Origin of the sequence: Mesorhizobium sp. M0296, from assembly GCF_040321675.1 — a bacterium.
GTDB lineage: Bacteria > Pseudomonadota > Alphaproteobacteria > Rhizobiales > Rhizobiaceae > Mesorhizobium.
Map to the genome: position 1 here is coordinate 248,919 of NZ_JAMYRZ010000003.1, position 19,200 is coordinate 268,118.

Consider the following 19,200-nt stretch of genomic DNA (forward strand, 5'->3'; position numbering starts at 1 on the left):
CTTCGCGCCGACCCTCCCCTCAAGGGGGAGGGACGCCAATCGCAAAGGACCAAGCCAATGCCCCGCGTTCTCGTCTCAGACAAACTTTCCACCACCGCCGTGCAGATCTTCAGGGATCGCGGCATCGAGGTCGACTATTTGCCGGATCTCGGCAAGGACAAGGAAAAACTGCTCGAAGTGATCGGCCAGTATGATGGGCTGGCCATCCGCTCGGCGACAAAGGTCACGGAGAAGCTGATCAATGCCGCGACCAGGCTGAAGGTCGTGGGCCGCGCCGGCATCGGCGTCGACAATGTCGACATCCCGGCGGCGAGCCGCAAGGGCATCATCGTGATGAACACGCCCTTCGGCAATTCGATCACCACCGCCGAGCATGCCGTCGCCATGATCTTCGCGCTGGCCCGCCAGATACCGGAGGCCAACGCCTCGACCCACGCCGGCAAATGGGAAAAGAACCGCTTCATGGGTGTCGAGATCACCGGCAAGACGCTGGGCATCATCGGCTGCGGCAATATCGGTTCGATCGTCGCTACGCGCGGCGTCGGCCTGAAGATGCATGTCATCGCCTTCGATCCATTCCTGTCGGACAGCCGCGCCGAGGAGCTCGGCGTCGAAAAGGTCGAGCTCGACGAGCTGTTCGCCCGCGCCGACTTCATCACGCTGCACACGCCGCTTACCGACAAGACGCGCAACATCATCGACGCCGCGGCGATCGCCAAGATGAAGACCGGCGTGCGTATCATCAACTGCGCCCGTGGCGGGCTGATCGTCGAGGCCGACCTGATCGCGGCGCTGAAGAGCGGCAAGGTGGCCGGCGCCGGCATCGACGTGTTCGAGGTCGAACCGGCGGACAACAACGCACTGTTCGGCATGGAGAATGTCGTGGCGACGCCGCATCTCGGCGCGTCGACCACCGAAGCGCAGGAGAATGTCGCCCTGCATGTCGCCGAGCAGATGTCCGACTATTTGATCAAGGGCGCCGTTTCCAACGCCATCAACATGCCGTCGATCACCGCCGAAGAGGCGCCGCGGCTGAAACCTTTCGTCAAGCTTGCCGAAGTGCTCGGCGCCTTTGTCGGACAGGTCACCGAGGATCCGATCAAGGAGGTCGAGATACTGTTCGACGGCTCGACCGCGACGATGAACACGCGCGCGCTGATCAGTGCCACCCTTGCCGGGCTGATCCGGCCGCAGGTCTCCGACGTCAACATGGTGTCGGCGCCGATCATGGTGAAGGAGCGCGGCATTATCGTCGCCGAGGTCAAGCGTGACAAGTCGGGCGTGTTCGACGGCTATATCAAGCTGACGGTCAAGACCGAGCACAGGACGCGCTCGATCGCCGGCACCTGTTTTTCGGACGGCAAGCCGCGCTTCATCCAGATCAAGGGCATCAATCTCGACGCAGAGGTCGGCCAGCACATGCTCTACACGACCAATGCCGACGCGCCCGGCATCATCGGCCTGCTCGGCACGGTGTGCGGCGAGAACGGCGTCAACATCGCCAACTTCCAGCTCGGCCGCAACCGGCCGGGCGGCGATGCCATCGCATTGCTCTATCTCGATGCGCCGTTCCCGGAAAACGTGTTGGCGCAGGTGCGCTCGCACAAATCGATCGACTCCGCCAAGCGGCTGCATTTCGATGTGGGGATAGCCTGAAATTCGGCCGCCCCGTGTGCAGCAGCACGCGGGGCGGCGGAACGTCGCGGCAAGCGACTTCATTCAGCAGCGGATGCCGCCATCTTCCGTCCGCTGTATTCGGCGAGGCTGATGCCACCGAGCACCAGCGCGAGAGCCAGCGCCTGATAGAGCTGGAATGTCTCACCGACAATCAGCACCGATAGCAGCGTACCGAAGATCGGCACCAGATTGATGAACAGGCCGGCCCGGTTGGCGCCGATCAGCTCGTTGCCCCTGATATAGAAGATCTGCGAGATGACCGAAGCACCGATGGCGGTATAGAACGCGACCGCCCAGCCGCGGGCATCGGGGACGATGACCTTGCCGGCGGCAATCTCCCACAGGAAGAAAGGCAGCGATGTGACGAGTGCGGCAACCGACAGCGCCAGCATCAGGCTCTGCCAGCGGATGACCGGCTTCAGCCGCAACCCCACCGAATAGAAGGAGTAGCAAAGCACGGCGACCAGCATGATCGCGTCGCCAAAGTTGAGATCCAGCTTGAGAAGCTGGCGCAGGTCGCCATGGCTCGCCGTCACCGCGACGCCAATGATGGTCAGCACGACGCCAGCCATCTGCACCCGGTTCACCCGCAGACGAAACAGCACGAAATTGGCGATGATGATCACGATCGGTATCGCCGCCTGCTCGATCGAGACGTTGATCGCCGTCGTGTAGTTGAGCGCCGTGTAGAAGATCGCATTGAAAAAGGCGAAGCCGCAAGCGCCGAGCCCGCCAAGCAGCAACCAGTGCCTGCGCACCACCGGCCAGTCTTGGCGTAGCGTTCCCCAGCCGATCGGCAGCAGGATCAGAACCGCCAGCAGCCAACGCAGGAAGACCAGCGTCATCGGCGAGATATGACCGACCGCCAGCTTTCCCGCCACGGAGTTGCCGCCCCACAGCAAGGTGGTGCACAGCAGGAACAGATAGGCGGCTCGATGCATCGTGAACTCCCGGCCAGGCAGAGGGAATTTGACGGTCGGTGTGGGCCTATTGCGACCGCCAGCCCAAGTAAATGATGTCAAAGACGAAAATTGTTGTGCCTCGGAGCGTTTTGGGCGGCAAAGAGTGGTCGCGCTCGCCGGGTCTTGACGCTATAGAGCGACGTGCGTGCAATTGGACGCTACAAAGTACGCGTCGGAAGGCTTTAATCTCGCGTCGTGCTTTTCCGAAAATCGATTCCGATTTTGGGGGCCGATGCGATAGAGGCCTATCGTTTCGAATTGTTTCAAGCTGCTCGTGCGGCGTCTCAAGGGAAAAGAAATATGGCCAATGTGGTGGTCGTCGGCTCGCAATGGGGCGATGAGGGCAAAGGCAAGATCGTAGACTGGCTGTCGGAGCGCGCCGATGTTGTCGTGCGCTTCCAGGGCGGCCACAATGCCGGCCACACGCTGGTCGTCGACGGCAAGGTCTACAAGCTGTCGCTGCTGCCGTCCGGCGTGGTGCGGCAAGGCAAGCTTTCCATCATCGGCAATGGCGTCGTCTTCGATCCGCACGCTTTCGTCGCGGAGGTTGCGAAATTGAAGGCGCAGGGCATCGAGGTGACGCCAGACCGCCTGAAAATAGCCGAAAACACCGCGCTTATCCTGTCCTTGCACCGGGAGCTGGACGGATTTCGCGAGGACGCCGCTTCCAATTCCGGAACGAAGATCGGCACGACCCGTCGCGGCATCGGTCCCGCCTATGAAGACAAGGTGGGCCGGCGCGCGGTCAGGGTGATGGATTTGGCGGATTTGGAAACGCTGCCCTTGAAGGTCGACAGGCTGCTGACGCACCACAATGCGCTGCGGCGCGGGCTCGGCCATGCCGAGGTCACGCATGAGGCGATCATGAGCGAGCTGATCTCGGTGGCCGACGAGATCCTGCCCTATATGGACCGCGTCTGGAAAATCCTCGACGACAAGCGCCGCGCCGGCGAGCGCATCCTGTTCGAGGGCGCGCAAGGCACGTTGCTCGACATCGACCACGGCACCTATCCGTTCGTCACCTCGTCCAATACGGTTGCCGGTCAGGCCGCCGCCGGGTCGGGTGTCGGGCCGGGCGCCATCGGCTATGTGCTCGGCATCACCAAGGCCTATACGACGCGCGTCGGCGAAGGCCCGTTTCCAACCGAACAGAAGAACGAGATCGGCGAGTTCCTGGGCACGCGCGGCCATGAATTCGGCGTCGTCACCGGCCGCAAGCGGCGCTGCGGCTGGTTCGATGCCGTGCTGGTCCGCCAGGCCGTCGCCGTCAACGGCATCAAGGGCATTGCGCTGACCAAGCTCGATGTGCTCGATGGGCTGGACGAGATCAAGGTCTGTACCGGCTACCGACTCGACGGCGAGGCGATCGATTACCTGCCGGCCAGCCAGGGTGCGCAGGCCCGCGTCGAACCGGTCTACGAGACGCTGGAGGGGTGGAAAGGCACCACTGCCGGCGCGCGCAGCTGGAACGACCTGCCGGCCCAGGCGGTGAAGTACGTCCGCTACATCGAAGAGCTGATCGGCGCGCCGGTCGCACTCCTTTCCACCAGCCCTGAACGGGACGACACGATACTTGTGACCGATCCGTTTCAAGACTAGTTTCTCAGCCTTCCGGGCATTGCGGCTGATTTGCGGGGGCCGGCCCAGAAACAAATGCAGGTCGACTGACGTATGGTAGATTTTGTTCCTATTCTGAAAAAGGCGCTCGATAAACTCGGTGAGCCGTCGGCGGAAGTGCGCGCCAGGGTCTATGACAGGGCCCGTTCGTCAATCGCGAAACAACTGGCAGAGAAGGCCACGATGACGCCTTCCGATGTCGACCGGCAGATGCGTGCACTGGAAGACGCCATCGCCAAAGTCGAGCGGGACTATGCCAAGCCTGCGCCGCCACCCGACCCGCTGGCGGAACTGGAGGACATCTTCTCCTCCATCGACCGCAACAAGAACCAGTCCAGCCATATCCGACAGCCAGCAAAGACGGAGCCGGCATGGCAGCCGGCCAAGACCGAGCCGGCAAAGACCGGGCCAGCCTGGCAGCCCACGCCCGCCAAGCCGGCGCCGAACTGGCAAAAGCCGCAGCCCGTCGCTCTTTCTCAGGAGCGCGCTGGTCCGCCGCCGTCCGATATGGATCTTCCGACGGCTGACGGCCAAGACGGCGTTTTTCGGGGCGACGACTTTTCCAACGACGGCGGCCCCGCGGAGGACACGTTCCAGCGGCTCCATCCTGCCGAGCGCAGGCGCAGCTATGGCGGTCTGATCGCCGCCGCCATTGCCTTGCTTGTCATTGCCGGTGGTGGCTATGGCATCTGGCTGAACAAGGATGCGTTCGGCAGCATGCTCGGCCTCGACTCGACCAAAGCCGTCGCCACCGAACCGCTGGTAAAACCAGCCCCGGCCAAGCCGGAGGCCGATGCGGCCGTACCGGCCGCCGCGCCTCCGACGGAGGCCGGCGAGGGCGCGAAGTTCACGCAGCGCCTGACGCCCGAGGGCCACGAAGTCGATCCCGGCCCCGCGGCCGGGCAGGCGGGCATCGGCGAAGGCGAATCCGTCGCCGCACTGACCACGCCGCCATCGGCCGCACAGGCGCCGACCACCCCGGCACCCGCCGCGCCGGCACCGGCCGCACCCGCCGACAAGCAAGCCACGGCCAATGCTCCAGCAGTCGATGGGTCCGCTGCACCAACTCCCGCGACGCCGCCCGCCAACGGGGCAGCAGCGCCGGCCGATGCTGCAGCGGCCGCCCCGCCGCCCGCACCGGCAGCGGCACCAACGGCAGTTCCGCCGCAAGCCACGTTGGCCGTCGGCCAGAAGGCGATCTTCTACGAGGAGCGCACCAGCACCGCTCAAGGCTCGGCCGAGCCCGGCAACATCGTCTGGTCGCTAGTGCAGGAATCGCCCGGCGGCGACTTGCCGCCCGAGCCGGCGATCCGCGCCGAGGCGACCATTCCAGGCAAGGATATCCAGTTGCGCATGACGATCCGTCGCAACACCGACCAGACGCTGCCGGCCAGCCATATCATCGAGATGATCTTCCTGACGCCTGACGGCTTCGAGGGCGGCGGCGTCGACAACATCCTGCGTGTCGCCATGAAGGGCTCCGAGCAGGATGCCGGAAGCCCGCTGATCGGCATCCCGGCCAAGATCGCCGACGGTTTCTTCCTGGTTGCGCTCAACGATACCAAGGCGGATGAAGACGCCAATCTGACCTTGCTCAGAGGCCAGGACTGGATCGACGTGCCGGTCGTCTACAAGACCGGGCGGCGGGCGCTGCTCACCATGGAAAAGGGCATTCCAGGCGAGAAGGTGTTCGACGAGGCGCTGAAGGCCTGGCAGACTAAGACGGCGGGGTGAAGACGGTCCGCCACCCCGAAGTTCCCCAGCAGTTCAGAAGCCCTGGAACAGCATATCGAGCGCGGCCACGATCTCGTCGTGATGCCTCGTCAGATTCAGTCGGCTCTCGCCCAGTTCCGTCGCCGCAACCGTGGCGATCAAATGGGTGGCCATGACCAATTTCCGACCATTGATCTCGAAAATCGGGTGGAGCTTTCGCATTGGTGATGGCGCCATCGCAGCCGGCAGAAGCGGGACGACCACCCGGGTCTTGAAATGGTCTAGCAGATCGGCCTGGACGTCGAGGAGATAGCCGCCTTCGATGCTACCCGCGAAGACGTCGTAGCGCGCCATCAGAATTGCCGATGTTCTGCCAGCGGAATACCGTGTTTTTCGACATATTCGTTCCACGCATCTATCGTCGCGCGGTTCTCAAGCTTCCACAGCCGCGTCTTTTCGGCGGCCACGGCCTCGGCGATGCCGGCTTCAGCGGCGCGCGAGACATTCACATCGAGCCCCTTGGCTTCCTTCATGAGCTTTGAGTCGATCGACAGATTTGCCGGCTGGCGAACCGCATTCACAGCAATTTTGCGCATGATCACCTCCACAGTATGCGCATAACATATGCGCATTCCTCTCTAGTCGCAATGACAAGGTGCTTGAACTCGCGAATTACCCCTCCATCTCCTCGCGCAGCATTTCCAGTTCCAGCCATTCCTCCTCGAGCGCTGCCAGTGTGACGCGCTCCTTGTCGAGCGCGGCAATCGTCTTCTGGAACGAGGCCGGGTCACGCTCGTAATAGGCCGGATCGGCGATGTTGTTCTCCAGCCGCGAGATCGAGGCCGACACCGCCTCGATCTTCTTGGGCAGCGATTCCAGCGCGAATTTCTGCTTGAACGACAGTTTCTTGGCCGGGCCCTTCGGTGCGGCCGCTTCGTTCCTGCTTGCCGCCGTCGCTTCACCGGCTTCTGCTTTTGGCCGCGCCCTGCGGTCGTCCAGCCTGGTGCCGCCGCGCTGCGCCAGCATGTCGGAATAGCCGCCGGCATATTCGATCCAGCGGCCGTCACCATCCGGCGCGATAATGCTGGTCACGGTGCGGTCGAGGAAATCGCGATCGTGGCTGACCAGGATCACCGTGCCGGCAAAGCCGGCGACCAGTTCCTGCAGCAGCTCCAGCGTCTCCATGTCAAGATCGTTGGTCGGCTCGTCGAGCACAAGCAGGTTTGCCGGCCGCGCCAAAACGCGGGCGAGGATCAGCCGTGCCCGCTCGCCGCCTGAAAGCTCGCGCACCGGCGTGCGCGCCTGTTCCGGCTTGAACAGGAAGTCTTTCATGTAAGAGACGACGTGGCGCTGCTCGCCATTGATGACGAGGTTCTCGCCGCGCCCGTCGGTGAGATACTGCGCCAATGTCTCCTGCGGGTCGACGGCTTCGCGCTTCTGGTCGAGCGTGGCGATCTCCAGATTTGTGCCGAGCCGCACCCTGCCCGCGTCCGGCTTCAATTCGCCGGTCAGCATCTTCAACAGCGTCGTCTTGCCGGCGCCGTTCGGCCCGACCAGACCGACGCGATCGCCGCGCTGGATGCGGGTCGAGAATCCCTTGACCACGGTCAGATCGCCAAAGCTCTTCTCGATGTTCTTGGCTTCGATCACCAGCTTGCCGGATTCGGCGGCGTCGCTGGCTGTCATCGTCGCCGCACCCTCGGCGCCGCGATGACCACGAAAGCGCTGGCGCATGGTCTGCAACTCACCGAGCCGGCGCATGTTGCGCTTGCGCCGCGCTGTCACCCCATAGCGCAGCCAGTGCTCCTCGCGGACGATCTGGCGACCGAGCTTGTGCTGCTCGCGCTCTTCCTCCTCCAGCACCGTGTCGCGCCATTCCTCGAAATAGCCAAAGCCCTTGTCGAGACGGCGGGTCTGGCCGCGGTCGAGCCAGATTGTGGCGCGTGACACGCGCTCGAGAAAACGGCGGTCATGCGAGATGACGACCAGTGCCGAGGAGGTGCGGGCAAGCTCCTCCTCCAGCCATTCGATGACCGAAAGGTCAAGATGATTGGTCGGCTCATCGAGGAGGAGAATGTCGGGCTCCGGCGCCATGACGCGGGCGAGGGCGGCGCGCCGCGCCTCGCCGCCGGAGAGGTCGTTCGGCCGTTCCTCGCCGGATAGGCCGAGATGCTCCATCAGGTAGGTGGCGCGGTAGGGATCGTCGGCCGGCCCGAGCCCCGCCTCGACATAGGCGCGGACAGTCGCAAAGCCGTCCATGTCGGGCATTTGCGGCAAGTAGCGCACGGTCGCCGATGGCTGGCGGAAGACTTCGCCGTCCTGCGGTTCGATCAGCCCGGCGGCGATCTTGAGGAGCGTCGACTTGCCAGAGCCGTTGCGGCCGACCAGGGCGATCTTGTCGCCAACTGAGGCTGTCAGGGCGGCACCGTCTAGCAGCGGCGTGCCGCCAAAGGTCAGCTTTATTCCGTCGAGATTGAGAAGCGGCGGCGCCATGTCAGCTTTCTGGGCTCAGCTTTCCGGAAGAGGATAGGGATGCGCGAGCAGCAGCGCGCGGCCGCTGGCCAGCGCGATTTCCAACCGGCCCCTGACCTCGTTGGAAATGGTCAGCGACGAGCCGAACGCAACCTCGACATGGTCGAGCGGCCATTTGGCGCCGGTGACTGTCAGGCCGGCGAGATCCGAAAAGCCGAGCACCGAAAACAGCGTGCCGTCGGCATAGTCGAAGTCAGTCTTTCCCGGCAGCAAGGGAATGCCTTCCTGTGCGCCGCTGGTCAAAAGCACTTCCGTCCCGCCTTCCGCCAGCCGGACGCTCAGCGCCAGATGCAGGAAGATGTGGTCGGTACGTTTGCCGCCGAAGGCGCCTGCGAGCACAAGGCTGGTCGCACCACGTTCGAGTGCGGCGGCGATAGCGAGTTCACCGTCGGTCTTGTCTTTTTCGGCGGGAAACACCTGCCGTGGCACGGCGGCCAGATCCTCCGGCAACTCGGCAGGCACCGAATCGAAATCGCCGACCCAGAGTTCCGGCCTCAGGCCCAGCATGCGGGCATGGCCGATGCCGGCATCGGCGGCGATGACACGCGAGCCTTCGACCTGGCGGTCGAGCAGCGGCGTGCGGATGAGATCGCCGCCAAGCAGGATGGTGAATGTGCTCATATCTCGTGGCCCTTACCAGCCCTGCCCCGGAAACGGAAGATGAAACGGCAGACGAAACGGAAGGCTGGGCTTTGGATGCCCGGCAAACTTCCGCTTGCGCAGCACTTCCGCCGGGCCTATGTGTCGCAACGCTCTAACGGGGTGCCGGACGCGATTTTCGCGGACCGGCTGAGAGGCAAGACTGCCAACCCGCTGAACCTGATCCGGTTTGTACCGGCGGAGGGATTAGACGTTTCGGACAGCCCGACGCCTCAATTCCTTTCAACGCGAACGAAGGAGGCGCCGATGCGCAGTTTTTTCCACTCTCTTGTCTCAATTGTCCTGCTTGCGGCATCCGCGCTCGCCTTGCCAGGGCAGGCATCGGCACAGGATAGGCTGACGGTCTATACCTATGAAAGCTTCACCGCCGATTGGGGTCCGGGACCGGCGGTGAAGAAGGCCTTCGAGGCCGAATGCAGTTGCGTCGTCGAATTCGTCTCGGTCGCCGACGGCGTGGCGCTGCTCAACCGTGTGAAGCTGGAAGGCGCCGCGACCAAGGCCGATATCGTACTTGGCCTCGATACCAATTTGACGGCGGATGCCAAGGCAACCGGCCTGTTTTCGCCGCATGGCGCAATATCGGGCGTCAGTGTGCCGGGCGGCTGGAGCGACGATATTTTTGTGCCGTTCGACTATGGCTATTTCGCCATCGTCTACGATACCGAAAAACTGAAGAGCCCGCCGAAGAGCCTCAGGGAATTGGTCGAGGGCGATGCCGGAGAGAAGATCGTCATCCAGGATCCGCGCACCTCGACGCCGGGCCTTGGCCTGCTGCTGTGGGTCAAGTCGGTCTATGGCGACAAGGCGCCGGAAGCCTGGGCCAAACTCAAGGCGAAGGTGCTGACGGTAACGCCGGGCTGGAGCGAGGCCTACGGCCTGTTCACCAAGGGCGAGGCGCCGATGGTGCTGTCCTACACCACCTCGCCGGCCTACCACATGGTCGCCGAAAACACCGAGCGCTACCAGGCGGCGTCCTTCGAGGAGGGCGAATATCTGCAGATCGAGGTTGCGGGGATCACCACCAAGGGTGCGAAGAACCCGCTGGCAGAAAAGTTCATTGCCTTCATGACCGGACCGAAATTCCAGGATGTCATTCCCGAAACCAACTGGATGTTCCCGGCCGGCAAAACCGACAAGCCGCTCAACCCGGCGTTCGACAAGCTGGTCAAGCCGACCAAGACCTTGCTGTTCAGCCCGGAAGACGTCGCGGCCAACCGCAAGGCCTGGGTCGATGAGTGGCTTGCGGCGATGAGCAAGTAGGGCTCAAGCCTCGTCGGATGTTTGCGCCAAGCCACCCCCCTCTGGCCTGCCGGCCATCTCCCCCTCAAGGGGGGAGGTCGGCAGCTTTGTCGCCTCTCCTCGTCCTGCCACTTGTGAGATTGGCGAAGGCGGCTGAGTGCGCAATCCCCCCCCTTGAGGGGGAGATGGCCGGCAGGCCAGAGGGGGGTGGGCTCGGCCATTGTCAGGTGTTTCCTTCGATCAACACCTGTCGTAGCGTCGGGTAGCGCGACATGCGTACGCGTCATCCGGCCGATCCCCGCGTCACTGCCGGCATCGTCGCGCTCGCCGCCATCGCGCTGCTGATCGGCGGTGCATTCGCCGGGCTCGTCGTCGAAGCCACACGCGACCTGTCCGGCGCCGCCGCCGCTTTCGATTCCTATCTCTTGCGCGTCGTCCGTTTCACGCTCTGGCAGGCTCTGCTGTCGACCCTGCTCTCCGTCGCACCGGCGCTGTTTGTCGCGCGTGCACTGTCGCGGCATCCACAGCTTTTCGGGCGAGGCTTCATCCTGCAGCTTTTCGCCGTGCCGCTGGCGCTGCCGGCCATTGTTGCCGCACTCGGTGTCTTGGCGCTCTATGGCCGCGCCGGCTATTTTGCCGGCACGCTGGGCGCGCTAGGCGGCCAGAGCTGGCCCGGCATCTATGGCCTGTCGGGCATACTCGTCGCCCATGTCTTCTTCAACCTGCCGCTAGCGACGCGGCTGTTCCTGGAGGCGTTGCAGACCGTGCCGGCCGACCAATGGCGGCTGGCGAGCCAGCTTGGCATGGGTGCTGCGCCGGCCTTCCGGCTGATCGAATGGCCACCGCTGCGTGCGGTCTTGCCCGGCGTTGCCGGGCTCGTTTTCATGCTGTGCATCACCTCCTTCACCATCGTGCTTACGCTCGGCGGCGGACCCAGCGCGACGACGCTCGAGGTTGCCATATACCAGGCGCTGCGTTTTGACTTCGACCCGGCGCGGGCGGTGACGCTGACCCTGCTGCAGATTGCCCTGACCTTCGTCGTCGTGCTGGCCTTGACGCGGCTCGGCGCCAATATGGTCGGGGATGCCAATCTGCCGGTGGCGCCGCGCCGGTATTTTTCAGCCGGTGCGGCCGAGACCGTGCTGAACGCATTGGCGATCGGGCTCGCACTGCTGTTTGTCGCCGGGCCGATGGCGGCCACGTTGGCAGCCGGGCTTGGCGCCGATCTCGGCCGCCTGGCCGGCGAGAGCGCGGTGCGGCAAGCGACGGCGACCAGTGCCGTGCTCTCCCTCCTATCGGCGCTGCTCTCTGTGGCGTTGTCGCTGTCGCTGGTCATGGCGCGCCGGGCGCTGGCGCTCACCCGGCGGCAGGGCCGGCGGACACTGCTCGAACATCTGGCCGACACCGGTGCGGGGTTCGTCCTGGTGGTGCCGCCCATCGTCATCGGCGCCGGCTGGTTCCTGCTCTTGCGCACCGTCGGCGATGTCTTTGCGATTGCCCCTGTCATGGTGGTTGCGGTCAATGCGGTGATGGCGATGCCGTTCGCCATCCGCGCCATCCGCCCTGCCTATGACGCGGCGAGCGAACGCCACGAACGGCTCTGCGCACAGCTTGGTATCTCGGGCTGGAACCGGTTGCGGCTGGTCGACTGGCCGTCGCTGCGGCGGCCGCTCGCCACCGGCTTCGCTTTCGCCATGGCGCTGTCGCTCGGCGATCTCGGCGTCATTGCGCTGTTCGGCAGCGATTCCGTGCAGACCTTGCCCTATCTGCTGCTGGCGCGCATGGGCAGTTACCGCACCGAGGATGCCGCCGGCCTGGCGCTGCTGCTCGGCCTTGTCTGCCTGGCGCTGGTGTTGGCCGCGGACTGGCTGGGAAGGGGCGAGAAATCATGATGCCGACCAGCCCGGAACAGTCCATTTCGGTGGAAAAAGGCGCGGCCGTACGACTCGATAATGTCTCGTTCAGCTATGGTGAAACGCCGCTTATATTCGATGTCGATTTCCCGGCGTCGGAAATCACCGCCATTATGGGGCCGAGCGGTTCGGGAAAGTCGACGCTGCTCAATCTGGTGGCCGGCTTCGAGACGCCGCGGTCAGGCCGCGTGCTGATCGGCGGCGCCGACGTCAGCACTGCGCCGCCATCAGCGCGGCCGGTATCGATGGTGTTCCAGGAAAACAACCTGTTTGCCCATCTTTCCGTCGAGCAGAATGTCGGGCTCGGCCGCTCGCCTTCGCTCAGGCTGAGCGAGGCTGACCGCGCCGCAATCGCCGCAGCGCTGAAGCGCGTCGGCCTTGCCGGCAAGGAAAGCCGGCTGCCGCGCGAACTCTCCGGCGGCGAGCGGCAGCGCGTCGCGCTCGCCCGGGTCCTGGTGCGCGACCGGCCGGTGTTGTTGCTCGACGAGCCGTTCGCTTCGCTCGGACCGGCACTGCGCGACGACATGCTCGACCTGGTGGCCGACGTCCATTCGGAGCAGCGCATGACGGTGCTATTCGTCACGCACCAGCCGGACGATGCGCGCCGTATCGGCCAAAACATGGTTTTCCTGGATGGTGGCACGGTTGCCGCGACGGGCACCGCGGCCGATTTTTTCGTCGGGGCTGGACCGGAGGCATTCCGACGCTATATCGGCTCGGGTCCGTTTGCGGTTGGATCACGAGATGTTGCCCGGAAGCGGACATAATTTATGGTCAAACCGGCGGAAGGCGAAGCGGCGCTTGCTTGCCATGGTCGAGGTAGTGTGGCTAGGTCCGCCAGGAGCTGGTCCGGCCTAGACTGTGATTTGCCCTTGCTGCCTCGTATCTGTCGGACGCACGAAGGACGCCGTAGCACTTGATTTTGCGCGTGATGCTTTCCGGAAATCGCGTCCGATTTTCGCGGTCACGTGCCAGGACTTGAAAGGAAGCCGATCTGCCGACCGGCATCGACAATCGGAGGGTGAAACCGCTGGCGCGCTTTCTGGCGCTGGCCGGTCTCGCTGTGGCGCTGGCAAGCTGCCAGATGTTCACGCCTCCCGACGTGCAGGAATCAGGCTTCCAGCCCTCCGACAAGCCGATCACGGTCGATAATGTCGCCGCCAACGGCAAGCTCGCTCAACTGGCGAAGGCCCAGCACCCGCGCATCCTCGCCACCTATGGCGGCGAGTATTCCGACCCCAAGCTCGAGCGCATGGTGGCCAAGATCGTCGGCAGACTGACCGTGGTGTCGGCCAACCCAACCCAGACCTACCGCATCACCATCCTCAACTCGCCCAACGTCAATGCCTTCGCGCTGCCGGGCGGCTATCTCTACATCACCCGCGGGCTGCTGGCGCTGGCCAACGATTCCGCCGAGCTTGCCGCCGTCATCGCGCATGAGATGGGCCACGTTACCGCCAACCACGGCCTGCAGCGCCAGCAGCTGGAAGCCGAAGAGGGGTTGGCGACCAAGGTCGTTTCGGACGTGCTCGGCGACAACCCGACGGCCAAGGCGGCGCTGATCCGCGGCAAGCTGAGGCTGGCCCAGTTCTCGCGCAATCAGGAGCTGGAGGCCGACGCCATCGGCATCAAGTCGATCGGCGAAGCCGGTTTCGATCCCTACGCCGCCGGCCGCTTTCTGCAGTCGATGTCGGCCTATACCGATTTTCGCTCGATCAGCGGCGCTACCGACGCCAGCCTCGACTTCCTGGCGACGCACCCCAACACGCCGCAGCGTATAGACCTCGCGCAGCGCCACGCCCGCCAGTTCGGCGCGCCCGGTGTCGGGTCGCGCGACCGCGATTCATTTCTTGCCGGCGTAGACGGGCTGCTTTACGGCGACACGCCGGAGGAAGGCTATGTGCGCGGCGAAACCTTCCTGCACCCTGGCCTCGGCGTGTCGTTCTCGGTGCCCAACGGTTTCGTCATCGACAATTCGGCGGCGGCGGTGACGGCGACCGGCCCGGGCGACATGGCGATCCGCTTCGACGGCGTTTCGATCGACAAGAACCGCTCGCTGACCGACTACATCCGCAGCGGTTGGGTTGCCGGCCTCGACGACAGCAGCGTGCGCCAGGAGACGATCAACGGCAACGAAGCGGCAACCGCGCATGCCGGCGCCGATGGCTGGCAATTCGACATTGCGGTGATCCGCGCCGGCGGCCAGGTCTACCGCTTGCTGACTGCTGCACCGTCGGCCAGCACCTCGCTGAGCACGGTGGCGCGCTCGGTCAGCGGCTCGTTCCGCATCCTGAGTGCTGCCGAGAAGGCGGCGTTGAAGCCGCTGCGTATCCGCATCGTCACGGTGCAGCCCGGCCAGACAATGGGCTCCCTGGCCGCACAGATGGTCGGCGTCGACCGCAAGCTGGATTTGTTCAGGGTGCTCAACGCGCTGTCGCCGGGTGCCGCGGTTTCGGCCGGCGACAAGGTCAAGATCGTCACCGACAAATAGCAGCCGACGCGATTCAGGCTGCGAGAAATTCCGGATTCTGCTTTACCAGCGCCGCCTTGAGCTTTTCCATGGCGCGCGCCTCGATCTGCCGGACACGTTCCTTGGAGATGCCGAGGGTCTCGCCGAGCGCTTCGAGCGTCGCGCCCTCGTCGCTCAGCCGGCGTTCCTCGATAATCCTGAGCTCGCGCGCATTGAGAGCGCCGAGTGCCGTCTTCAGCCACACCGAGCGGCGTTCGACGTCGATCGTATCGCCGACGACCTCATCGGGCAGCGGGTCATCCGAAACCAGGAACTCCATCCGCTCGGTTGCGCCCGCATCGTCGGCTAGCGGCGTGTTGAGCGAGCTGTCCGGCGCCGAAAGGCGGGAATCCATCATCGCCACATCGGCCTCCGATACCCCGAGAGCCGCCGACACTTCGCGGTAGAGCGTGGCATTCGACATCTGCTCGGCGCCGTTTGCCAGGCGGGCGCGCAGGCGCCGCAGGTTGAAGAATAGCGCCTTTTGCGCCGAGCTAGTGCCGCCGCGCACGATCGACCAGTTGCGCAGGATATAGTCCTGCATCGAGGCGCGAATCCACCAAGTCGCGTAGGTCGAGAACCGCACCTCGCGCTCGGGCTCGAAACGGGCCGCTGCCTCCAGCAGCCCGACATGGCCTTCCTGGATCAGGTCGCCCAGCGGAAGGCCGTAGTGGCGAAACCGCGACGCCATGGAAATGACCAACCGCATATGCGCGACGGTGATGCGGTGCAGCGCGTGCTGGTCATTGTTTTCCTTCCAGCGCAGCGCCAGGAGATGCTCTTCGTCACGTTCCAGATAAGGGGCTTTCATCGCCGCGCGAACCATGGTCCGTCCTGCACTGTCTTCCATCATGCCGCGCTCCTGCTCCAGGCGTTGCGGTGCAATCGAATCGTGAGTTGGCGCCGATGGTTGAAATGGCGGCGCCGCGCCCTACAACAGCGAAGAACGTGCCATGCGGGGGAATGTTCCCCCGGACTGTCATGTCGATTGTGCTGTTCCAGGCGATTCGCCACCGGCCTTGACTCAGCCGGATGGCGCCGGGAGATGCTGGTTGAGAATTGGATTTCAAGGGCGCGAGATTTTTGAAATTTAGTTTCTTATTCTGGCATCGCGCATCTGTCATTTTCCGGCACTCGCAATGACGCCGGACATCGGCCAAGGACGGGATCACAGAAAAATGAAATGGCTCAAATCGCTCATTATCGCCGGAACGCTGCAGGTTCTGGCCGTCGCCGCCAGTCATGCCGGCGCCAATCTCGACCAGATCAAGCAGGCCGGCGTCTTCAAGGTCGGCACGGAAGGAACCTATGCGCCCTTCACCTATCATGATGCTTCCGGCGCGCTGGTCGGCTTCGACGTCGAGATCGCGCGGGCCATCGCCGAGCGCCTCGGCGTCAAGGCCCAGTTCCTCGAAGGCAAATGGGACGGGCTGATCGCCGGTCTCGACGCCAACCGCTACGATGCCGTCATCAACGAGGTCGGCATCACCGAGGCGCGCAAGGCTAAATATGATTTCTCCGATCCTTACATCGCCTCCAAGGCAGTGCTGATCGTGCGCGGCGACAACACCGACATCAAGGGTTTCGCCGATCTCAAGGGCAAGAAGGCGGCGCAGTCGTTGACTTCGAACTTCGGCAAGCTGGCTGAAACCAACGGCGCCGAACTCGTCGGCACCGACGGCTTCGACCAGTCGATCCAGCTGCTTCTTACCGGCCGCGCCGACGCCACCATCAACGACAGCCTGTCCTTCCTCGACTTCAAGAAGCACAAGCCCGACGCCAATGTGAAGATTGCCGCCCAGGAAGAAAACGCCGACTATTCCGGCGTCATCGTGCGCAAGGGCGATCCGGAACTGGTGGCCGCCATCAATAAGGCGCTGGCCGACATCAAGGCCGACGGCACCTACAAGAAAATCGCCGACACCTATTTCGGCCAGGACGTTTCGAAGTAAAACGGCTTTCTCGTGTGGGCCGAATGCCGGCCCGCGTCGTTCGTATCGCGGCGAGCTGTCTTTCGACGGCCCGCCGCTTTCGCGTGATATGAGCGACGGCAATCTGGCAAGGAGGAGCCTTCGTGCCGCACTGGCTGCAATTGATGCTGGAATCCCTGCCTACGCTGCTGTGGGCTGCACTGATCTTCACCGTGCCGTTGACGCTGCTGTCGTTTGCATTCGGTCTTGTCCTAGGCCTGGTTGTAGCGCTTGTCCGGCTGTTCGGTCCCAAACCGCTGGTCGCCGTGGTCCGCTTCTACGTCTGGATATTCCGCGGCACGCCGCTTCTCGTGCAACTGTTCCTTATCTTCTACGGCCTGCCATCGGTCGGCATCCTGCTCGACGCCTTTCCAGCAGCACTGATCGGCTTCACCTTGAACATCGGTGCTTATTCGTCGGAAATCATCCGCGCCGTCATCGGTTCGGTGCCCAAGGGCCAGTGGGAAGCGGCCTATTCGATCGGCATGACCTGGGCCCAGGCAATGCGGCGCACCATTCTTCCACAGGCGGGCCGCGTCGCCGTGCCGCCGCTGTCCAACACCTTCATCTCGCTGGTCAAGGACACTTCGCTCGCCGCCGCCATCACTGTGCCGGAGATGTTCCAGGCAGCGCAGCGCATCGTCGCCACCACCTATGAGCCGCTGATCCTCTATGTCGAGGCAGCGGCCCTCTATCTGGTCATGAGCTCCGTGCTGTCGGCCTTGCAGGCGCGGCTGGAAACGCGGCTCAACCGTTATGGCGGCTTCCTGGAGGCGCGCGCATGATCGGCCTCACCAACATCGAAAAGCGTTTCGGCGACAATTTGGTGCTGAAGGGCGTCACCGTCACGATCGAGGAAGGCAGCGTTACGGCGCTTGTCGGGCCGTCGGGCGGAGGGAAGAGCACGCTTTTGCGCTGCATCAACCTGCTCGAGCTGCCGACTTCAGGCACGGTACGGATCGGCGACGATGCACTCGAATTCCATCCCGGCGGCAGGGTCTCGACCAGGGATATCCAGCGGCTGCGGCTGCAGACCGGCATGGTGTTCCAGAATTTCCAGCTGTTTCCGCATCGCACTGCGATCGAGAACATCATGGAGGGGCTGGTGACGGTGCTGAAATGGCCCAAGGAGAGGGCGCGCGAACGGGCGCTGGCCCTGCTCGAAAAAGTCGGCATGGCGCACAAGGCCGATGCCTGGCCGGCGACCCTGTCGGGCGGCCAGCAGCAGCGCGTGGCGATTGCCCGGGCGCTGGCGCCTTCGCCGAAGGTCCTGCTCTGCGACGAGCCGACCTCGGCACTCGATCCGGAACTGGCGCAGGAGGTGGTCGACGTGCTCGGCAAGCTCGCCAGCGAGGGCACGACCATGGTGATGGCGACGCATGACCTGCGGCTCGCCTCGAAGATCGCGCGGGAAGTGGTGTTCCTCGATGCCGGCAACATCGTCGAACAAGGCCCGGCCGCGGTGCTGTTCAGCAACCCGGAACGCCAGCGGACCAAGCGGTTCATCGCCACGCTGAAGCACGAGGCGGAAAGGGAGGGCGGCGAAGGTTAGATATGCCCGTCGCCGGTCAGCTAAGACAAAAAAACCCGGCGCAAGGCCGGGTTTTCCATGTTTCCTGGGCGAAAAGGCTCAGGCAGCTTCTTCCTGCTCGGCTTCCTCGTTGTCGGCCTTGGCGCCGCGCTTCGGGCCCTTGTTGAGGTTCACCTCGATGAGGCGGACCGCTTCGGTCTCCGACATGCGGTTGACGGCCGCGATCTCGCGGGCCATGCGGTCGAGGGCCGCCTCGTAGAGCTGGCGCTCGGAATAGGACTGCTCCGGCTGGTTATCGGCGCGGTAAAGGTCGCGCACCACTTCCGAGATCGAGATCAGATCGCCGGAGTTGATCTTGGCGTCATATTCCTGGGCACGGCGTGACCACATGGTGCGCTTGACGCGGGCGCGGCCCTGCACGACCTTCAGCGCGCGCTCGACATAATCCTCTTCCGACAGCTTGCGCATGCCGATCGAGGTCGCCTTGGCGACCGGCACCTTGAGGCGCATCTTGTCCTTCTGGAAGTCGATGACGAACAGCTCCAGCTTGTGGCCCGCGACTTCCTGCTCATCGATCGAGACGATCTGGCCGACACCATGCGCCGGATAAACGATGTACTCGCCGGTCTTGAAACCGTGGCGCGCTGCGGTGGACTTCTTCTGCGGGGTGATCGTTGCCATTACGCCCTGAACTCCTTGTTGTGGTACCGGCATCGTGCCGGCCCGAACTCGTGCGACCGGGGTGACCGGTCCTTAGCCACACAACGATGAACTCACCGGAAAGGCCAAGACCGGCAAATCGCAACATTGCGACCGCCTGCCCCAGATCGCTCTGGTCCGGATTGAGAAATTCACCTTTCAGTGATTTGGGGCGTTT

17 protein-coding genes and 1 riboswitch are annotated in these 19,200 nt (G+C 63.9%); of the genes, 10 read left to right on the forward strand and 7 right to left on the reverse strand.

What is annotated here, in order from left to right; genetic code table 11:
• The first annotated feature begins 57 nt into the window (after positions 1-57).
• Positions 58-1,656: a phosphoglycerate dehydrogenase gene (gene serA / locus NKI97_RS05445; protein WP_352450817.1), complete on the forward strand. Its 1,599-nt coding sequence runs from the start codon at positions 58-60 to the stop codon at positions 1,654-1,656.
• A 59-nt stretch (positions 1,657-1,715) separates the two neighbouring features.
• On the opposite strand, the gene NKI97_RS05450 is transcribed toward serA, so the two are convergent.
• Positions 1,716-2,618 carry a DMT family transporter gene (locus NKI97_RS05450; RefSeq protein WP_352450816.1) on the reverse strand — a complete coding sequence of 301 codons (903 nt, stop codon included), beginning with the start codon at positions 2,616-2,618 and terminating at the stop codon, positions 1,716-1,718.
• Between the two features lie 321 nt (positions 2,619-2,939).
• On the opposite strand from NKI97_RS05450, the gene NKI97_RS05455 reads away from it, so the two are divergent.
• Positions 2,940-4,238: an adenylosuccinate synthase gene (locus NKI97_RS05455; protein WP_352450815.1), complete on the forward strand. Its 1,299-nt coding sequence runs from the start codon at positions 2,940-2,942 to the stop codon at positions 4,236-4,238.
• Positions 4,239-4,310: 72 nt separating this feature from the next.
• Positions 4,311-5,990, forward strand: a complete 1,680-nt coding sequence (locus NKI97_RS05460) for a hypothetical protein (protein WP_352450814.1) — start codon at positions 4,311-4,313, stop codon at positions 5,988-5,990.
• 33 nt (positions 5,991-6,023) lie between these two features.
• Here NKI97_RS05460 and NKI97_RS05465 read toward each other — a convergent pair whose 3' ends face one another.
• From NKI97_RS05465 to NKI97_RS05480, 4 genes are all read right to left on the reverse strand, one after another.
• Positions 6,024-6,323 carry a CcdB family protein gene (locus NKI97_RS05465; RefSeq protein WP_352450813.1) on the reverse strand — a complete coding sequence of 100 codons (300 nt, stop codon included), beginning with the start codon at positions 6,321-6,323 and terminating at the stop codon, positions 6,024-6,026.
• Positions 6,323-6,565 carry a type II toxin-antitoxin system CcdA family antitoxin gene (locus NKI97_RS05470; protein WP_254816484.1) on the reverse strand — a complete coding sequence of 81 codons (243 nt, stop codon included), beginning with the start codon at positions 6,563-6,565 and terminating at the stop codon, positions 6,323-6,325. The genes NKI97_RS05465 and NKI97_RS05470 overlap by 1 nt, the downstream gene beginning before the upstream one ends.
• 76 nt (positions 6,566-6,641) lie before the next feature.
• On the reverse strand, positions 6,642-8,462 hold the full coding sequence (locus NKI97_RS05475; protein ID WP_352832995.1) for an ABC-F family ATP-binding cassette domain-containing protein: 1,821 nt from the start codon (positions 8,460-8,462) through the stop codon (positions 6,642-6,644).
• A gap of 15 nt (positions 8,463-8,477) precedes the next feature.
• Entirely contained in the window at positions 8,478-9,122 is a 645-nt protein-coding gene (locus tag NKI97_RS05480) for a thiamine diphosphokinase (RefSeq protein ID WP_352450811.1), read from the reverse strand.
• 127 nt (positions 9,123-9,249) lie between these two features.
• A riboswitch (TPP riboswitch) is annotated at positions 9,250-9,364 on the forward strand.
• A 43-nt stretch (positions 9,365-9,407) separates the two neighbouring features.
• Between NKI97_RS05480 and thiB the strand changes: the two genes are divergently transcribed.
• The 4 genes from thiB (at position 9,408) to NKI97_RS05500 (ending at position 14,804) form a co-directional block, all read left to right on the forward strand.
• Positions 9,408-10,421 (forward strand): thiamine ABC transporter substrate binding subunit, encoded by a 1,014-nt coding sequence (thiB, locus tag NKI97_RS05485; protein ID WP_352471187.1) that lies wholly within the window; start codon positions 9,408-9,410, stop codon positions 10,419-10,421.
• Positions 10,422-10,672: 251 nt separating this feature from the next.
• Complete coding sequence (gene thiP / locus NKI97_RS05490) at positions 10,673-12,292, forward strand: thiamine/thiamine pyrophosphate ABC transporter permease (protein WP_352677922.1); 1,620 nt, start codon at positions 10,673-10,675, stop codon at positions 12,290-12,292.
• Positions 12,289-13,080, forward strand: a complete 792-nt coding sequence (thiQ, locus tag NKI97_RS05495) for a thiamine ABC transporter ATP-binding protein (RefSeq protein WP_352832998.1) — start codon at positions 12,289-12,291, stop codon at positions 13,078-13,080. The genes thiP and thiQ overlap by 4 nt, the downstream gene beginning before the upstream one ends.
• 254 nt (positions 13,081-13,334) lie before the next feature.
• Entirely contained in the window at positions 13,335-14,804 is a 1,470-nt protein-coding gene (locus NKI97_RS05500) for a M48 family metalloprotease (RefSeq protein ID WP_023680559.1), read from the forward strand.
• Positions 14,805-14,817: 13 nt separating this feature from the next.
• On the opposite strand, the gene NKI97_RS05505 is transcribed toward NKI97_RS05500, so the two are convergent.
• Positions 14,818-15,675: an RNA polymerase factor sigma-32 gene (locus tag NKI97_RS05505; RefSeq protein ID WP_023680558.1), complete on the reverse strand. Its 858-nt coding sequence runs from the start codon at positions 15,673-15,675 to the stop codon at positions 14,818-14,820.
• A gap of 325 nt (positions 15,676-16,000) precedes the next feature.
• Here NKI97_RS05505 and NKI97_RS05510 point away from each other — a divergent pair, with 325 nt between their 5' ends.
• The 3 genes from NKI97_RS05510 (at position 16,001) to NKI97_RS05520 (ending at position 18,344) form a co-directional block, all read left to right on the forward strand.
• Entirely contained in the window at positions 16,001-16,774 is a 774-nt protein-coding gene (locus NKI97_RS05510) for an amino acid ABC transporter substrate-binding protein (RefSeq protein WP_352452514.1), read from the forward strand.
• Between the two features lie 122 nt (positions 16,775-16,896).
• Positions 16,897-17,577 (forward strand): ABC transporter permease subunit, encoded by a 681-nt coding sequence (locus NKI97_RS05515; RefSeq protein ID WP_023721020.1) that lies wholly within the window; start codon positions 16,897-16,899, stop codon positions 17,575-17,577.
• Positions 17,574-18,344, forward strand: a complete 771-nt coding sequence (locus tag NKI97_RS05520; protein ID WP_352452513.1) for an amino acid ABC transporter ATP-binding protein — start codon at positions 17,574-17,576, stop codon at positions 18,342-18,344. The genes NKI97_RS05515 and NKI97_RS05520 overlap by 4 nt, the downstream gene beginning before the upstream one ends.
• A gap of 78 nt (positions 18,345-18,422) precedes the next feature.
• Here NKI97_RS05520 and NKI97_RS05525 read toward each other — a convergent pair whose 3' ends face one another.
• Positions 18,423-19,004 carry a CarD family transcriptional regulator gene (locus tag NKI97_RS05525; RefSeq protein ID WP_006327799.1) on the reverse strand — a complete coding sequence of 194 codons (582 nt, stop codon included), beginning with the start codon at positions 19,002-19,004 and terminating at the stop codon, positions 18,423-18,425.
• Positions 19,005-19,200: the final 196 nt, after the last annotated feature.

Coding starts and splice junctions, on each gene's coding strand:
- serA (WP_352450817.1), top strand. CDS start 58: ATGCCCCGCGTTCTCGTCTCAGACAAACTTTCCACCACCGCCGTGCAG.
- NKI97_RS05450 (WP_352450816.1), bottom strand. CDS start 2,618: ATGCATCGAGCCGCCTATCTGTTCCTGCTGTGCACCACCTTGCTGTGG.
- NKI97_RS05455 (WP_352450815.1), top strand. CDS start 2,940: ATGGCCAATGTGGTGGTCGTCGGCTCGCAATGGGGCGATGAGGGCAAA.
- NKI97_RS05460 (WP_352450814.1), top strand. CDS start 4,311: ATGGTAGATTTTGTTCCTATTCTGAAAAAGGCGCTCGATAAACTCGGT.
- NKI97_RS05465 (WP_352450813.1), bottom strand. CDS start 6,323: ATGGCGCGCTACGACGTCTTCGCGGGTAGCATCGAAGGCGGCTATCTC.
- NKI97_RS05470 (WP_254816484.1), bottom strand. CDS start 6,565: ATGCGCAAAATTGCTGTGAATGCGGTTCGCCAGCCGGCAAATCTGTCG.
- NKI97_RS05475 (WP_352832995.1), bottom strand. CDS start 8,462: ATGGCGCCGCCGCTTCTCAATCTCGACGGAATAAAGCTGACCTTTGGC.
- NKI97_RS05480 (WP_352450811.1), bottom strand. CDS start 9,122: ATGAGCACATTCACCATCCTGCTTGGCGGCGATCTCATCCGCACGCCG.
- thiB (WP_352471187.1), top strand. CDS start 9,408: ATGCGCAGTTTTTTCCACTCTCTTGTCTCAATTGTCCTGCTTGCGGCA.
- thiP (WP_352677922.1), top strand. CDS start 10,673: ATGCGTACGCGTCATCCGGCCGATCCCCGCGTCACTGCCGGCATCGTC.
- thiQ (WP_352832998.1), top strand. CDS start 12,289: ATGATGCCGACCAGCCCGGAACAGTCCATTTCGGTGGAAAAAGGCGCG.
- NKI97_RS05505 (WP_023680558.1), bottom strand. CDS start 15,675: ATGATGGAAGACAGTGCAGGACGGACCATGGTTCGCGCGGCGATGAAA.
- NKI97_RS05510 (WP_352452514.1), top strand. CDS start 16,001: ATGAAATGGCTCAAATCGCTCATTATCGCCGGAACGCTGCAGGTTCTG.
- NKI97_RS05520 (WP_352452513.1), top strand. CDS start 17,574: ATGATCGGCCTCACCAACATCGAAAAGCGTTTCGGCGACAATTTGGTG.
- NKI97_RS05525 (WP_006327799.1), bottom strand. CDS start 19,004: ATGGCAACGATCACCCCGCAGAAGAAGTCCACCGCAGCGCGCCACGGT.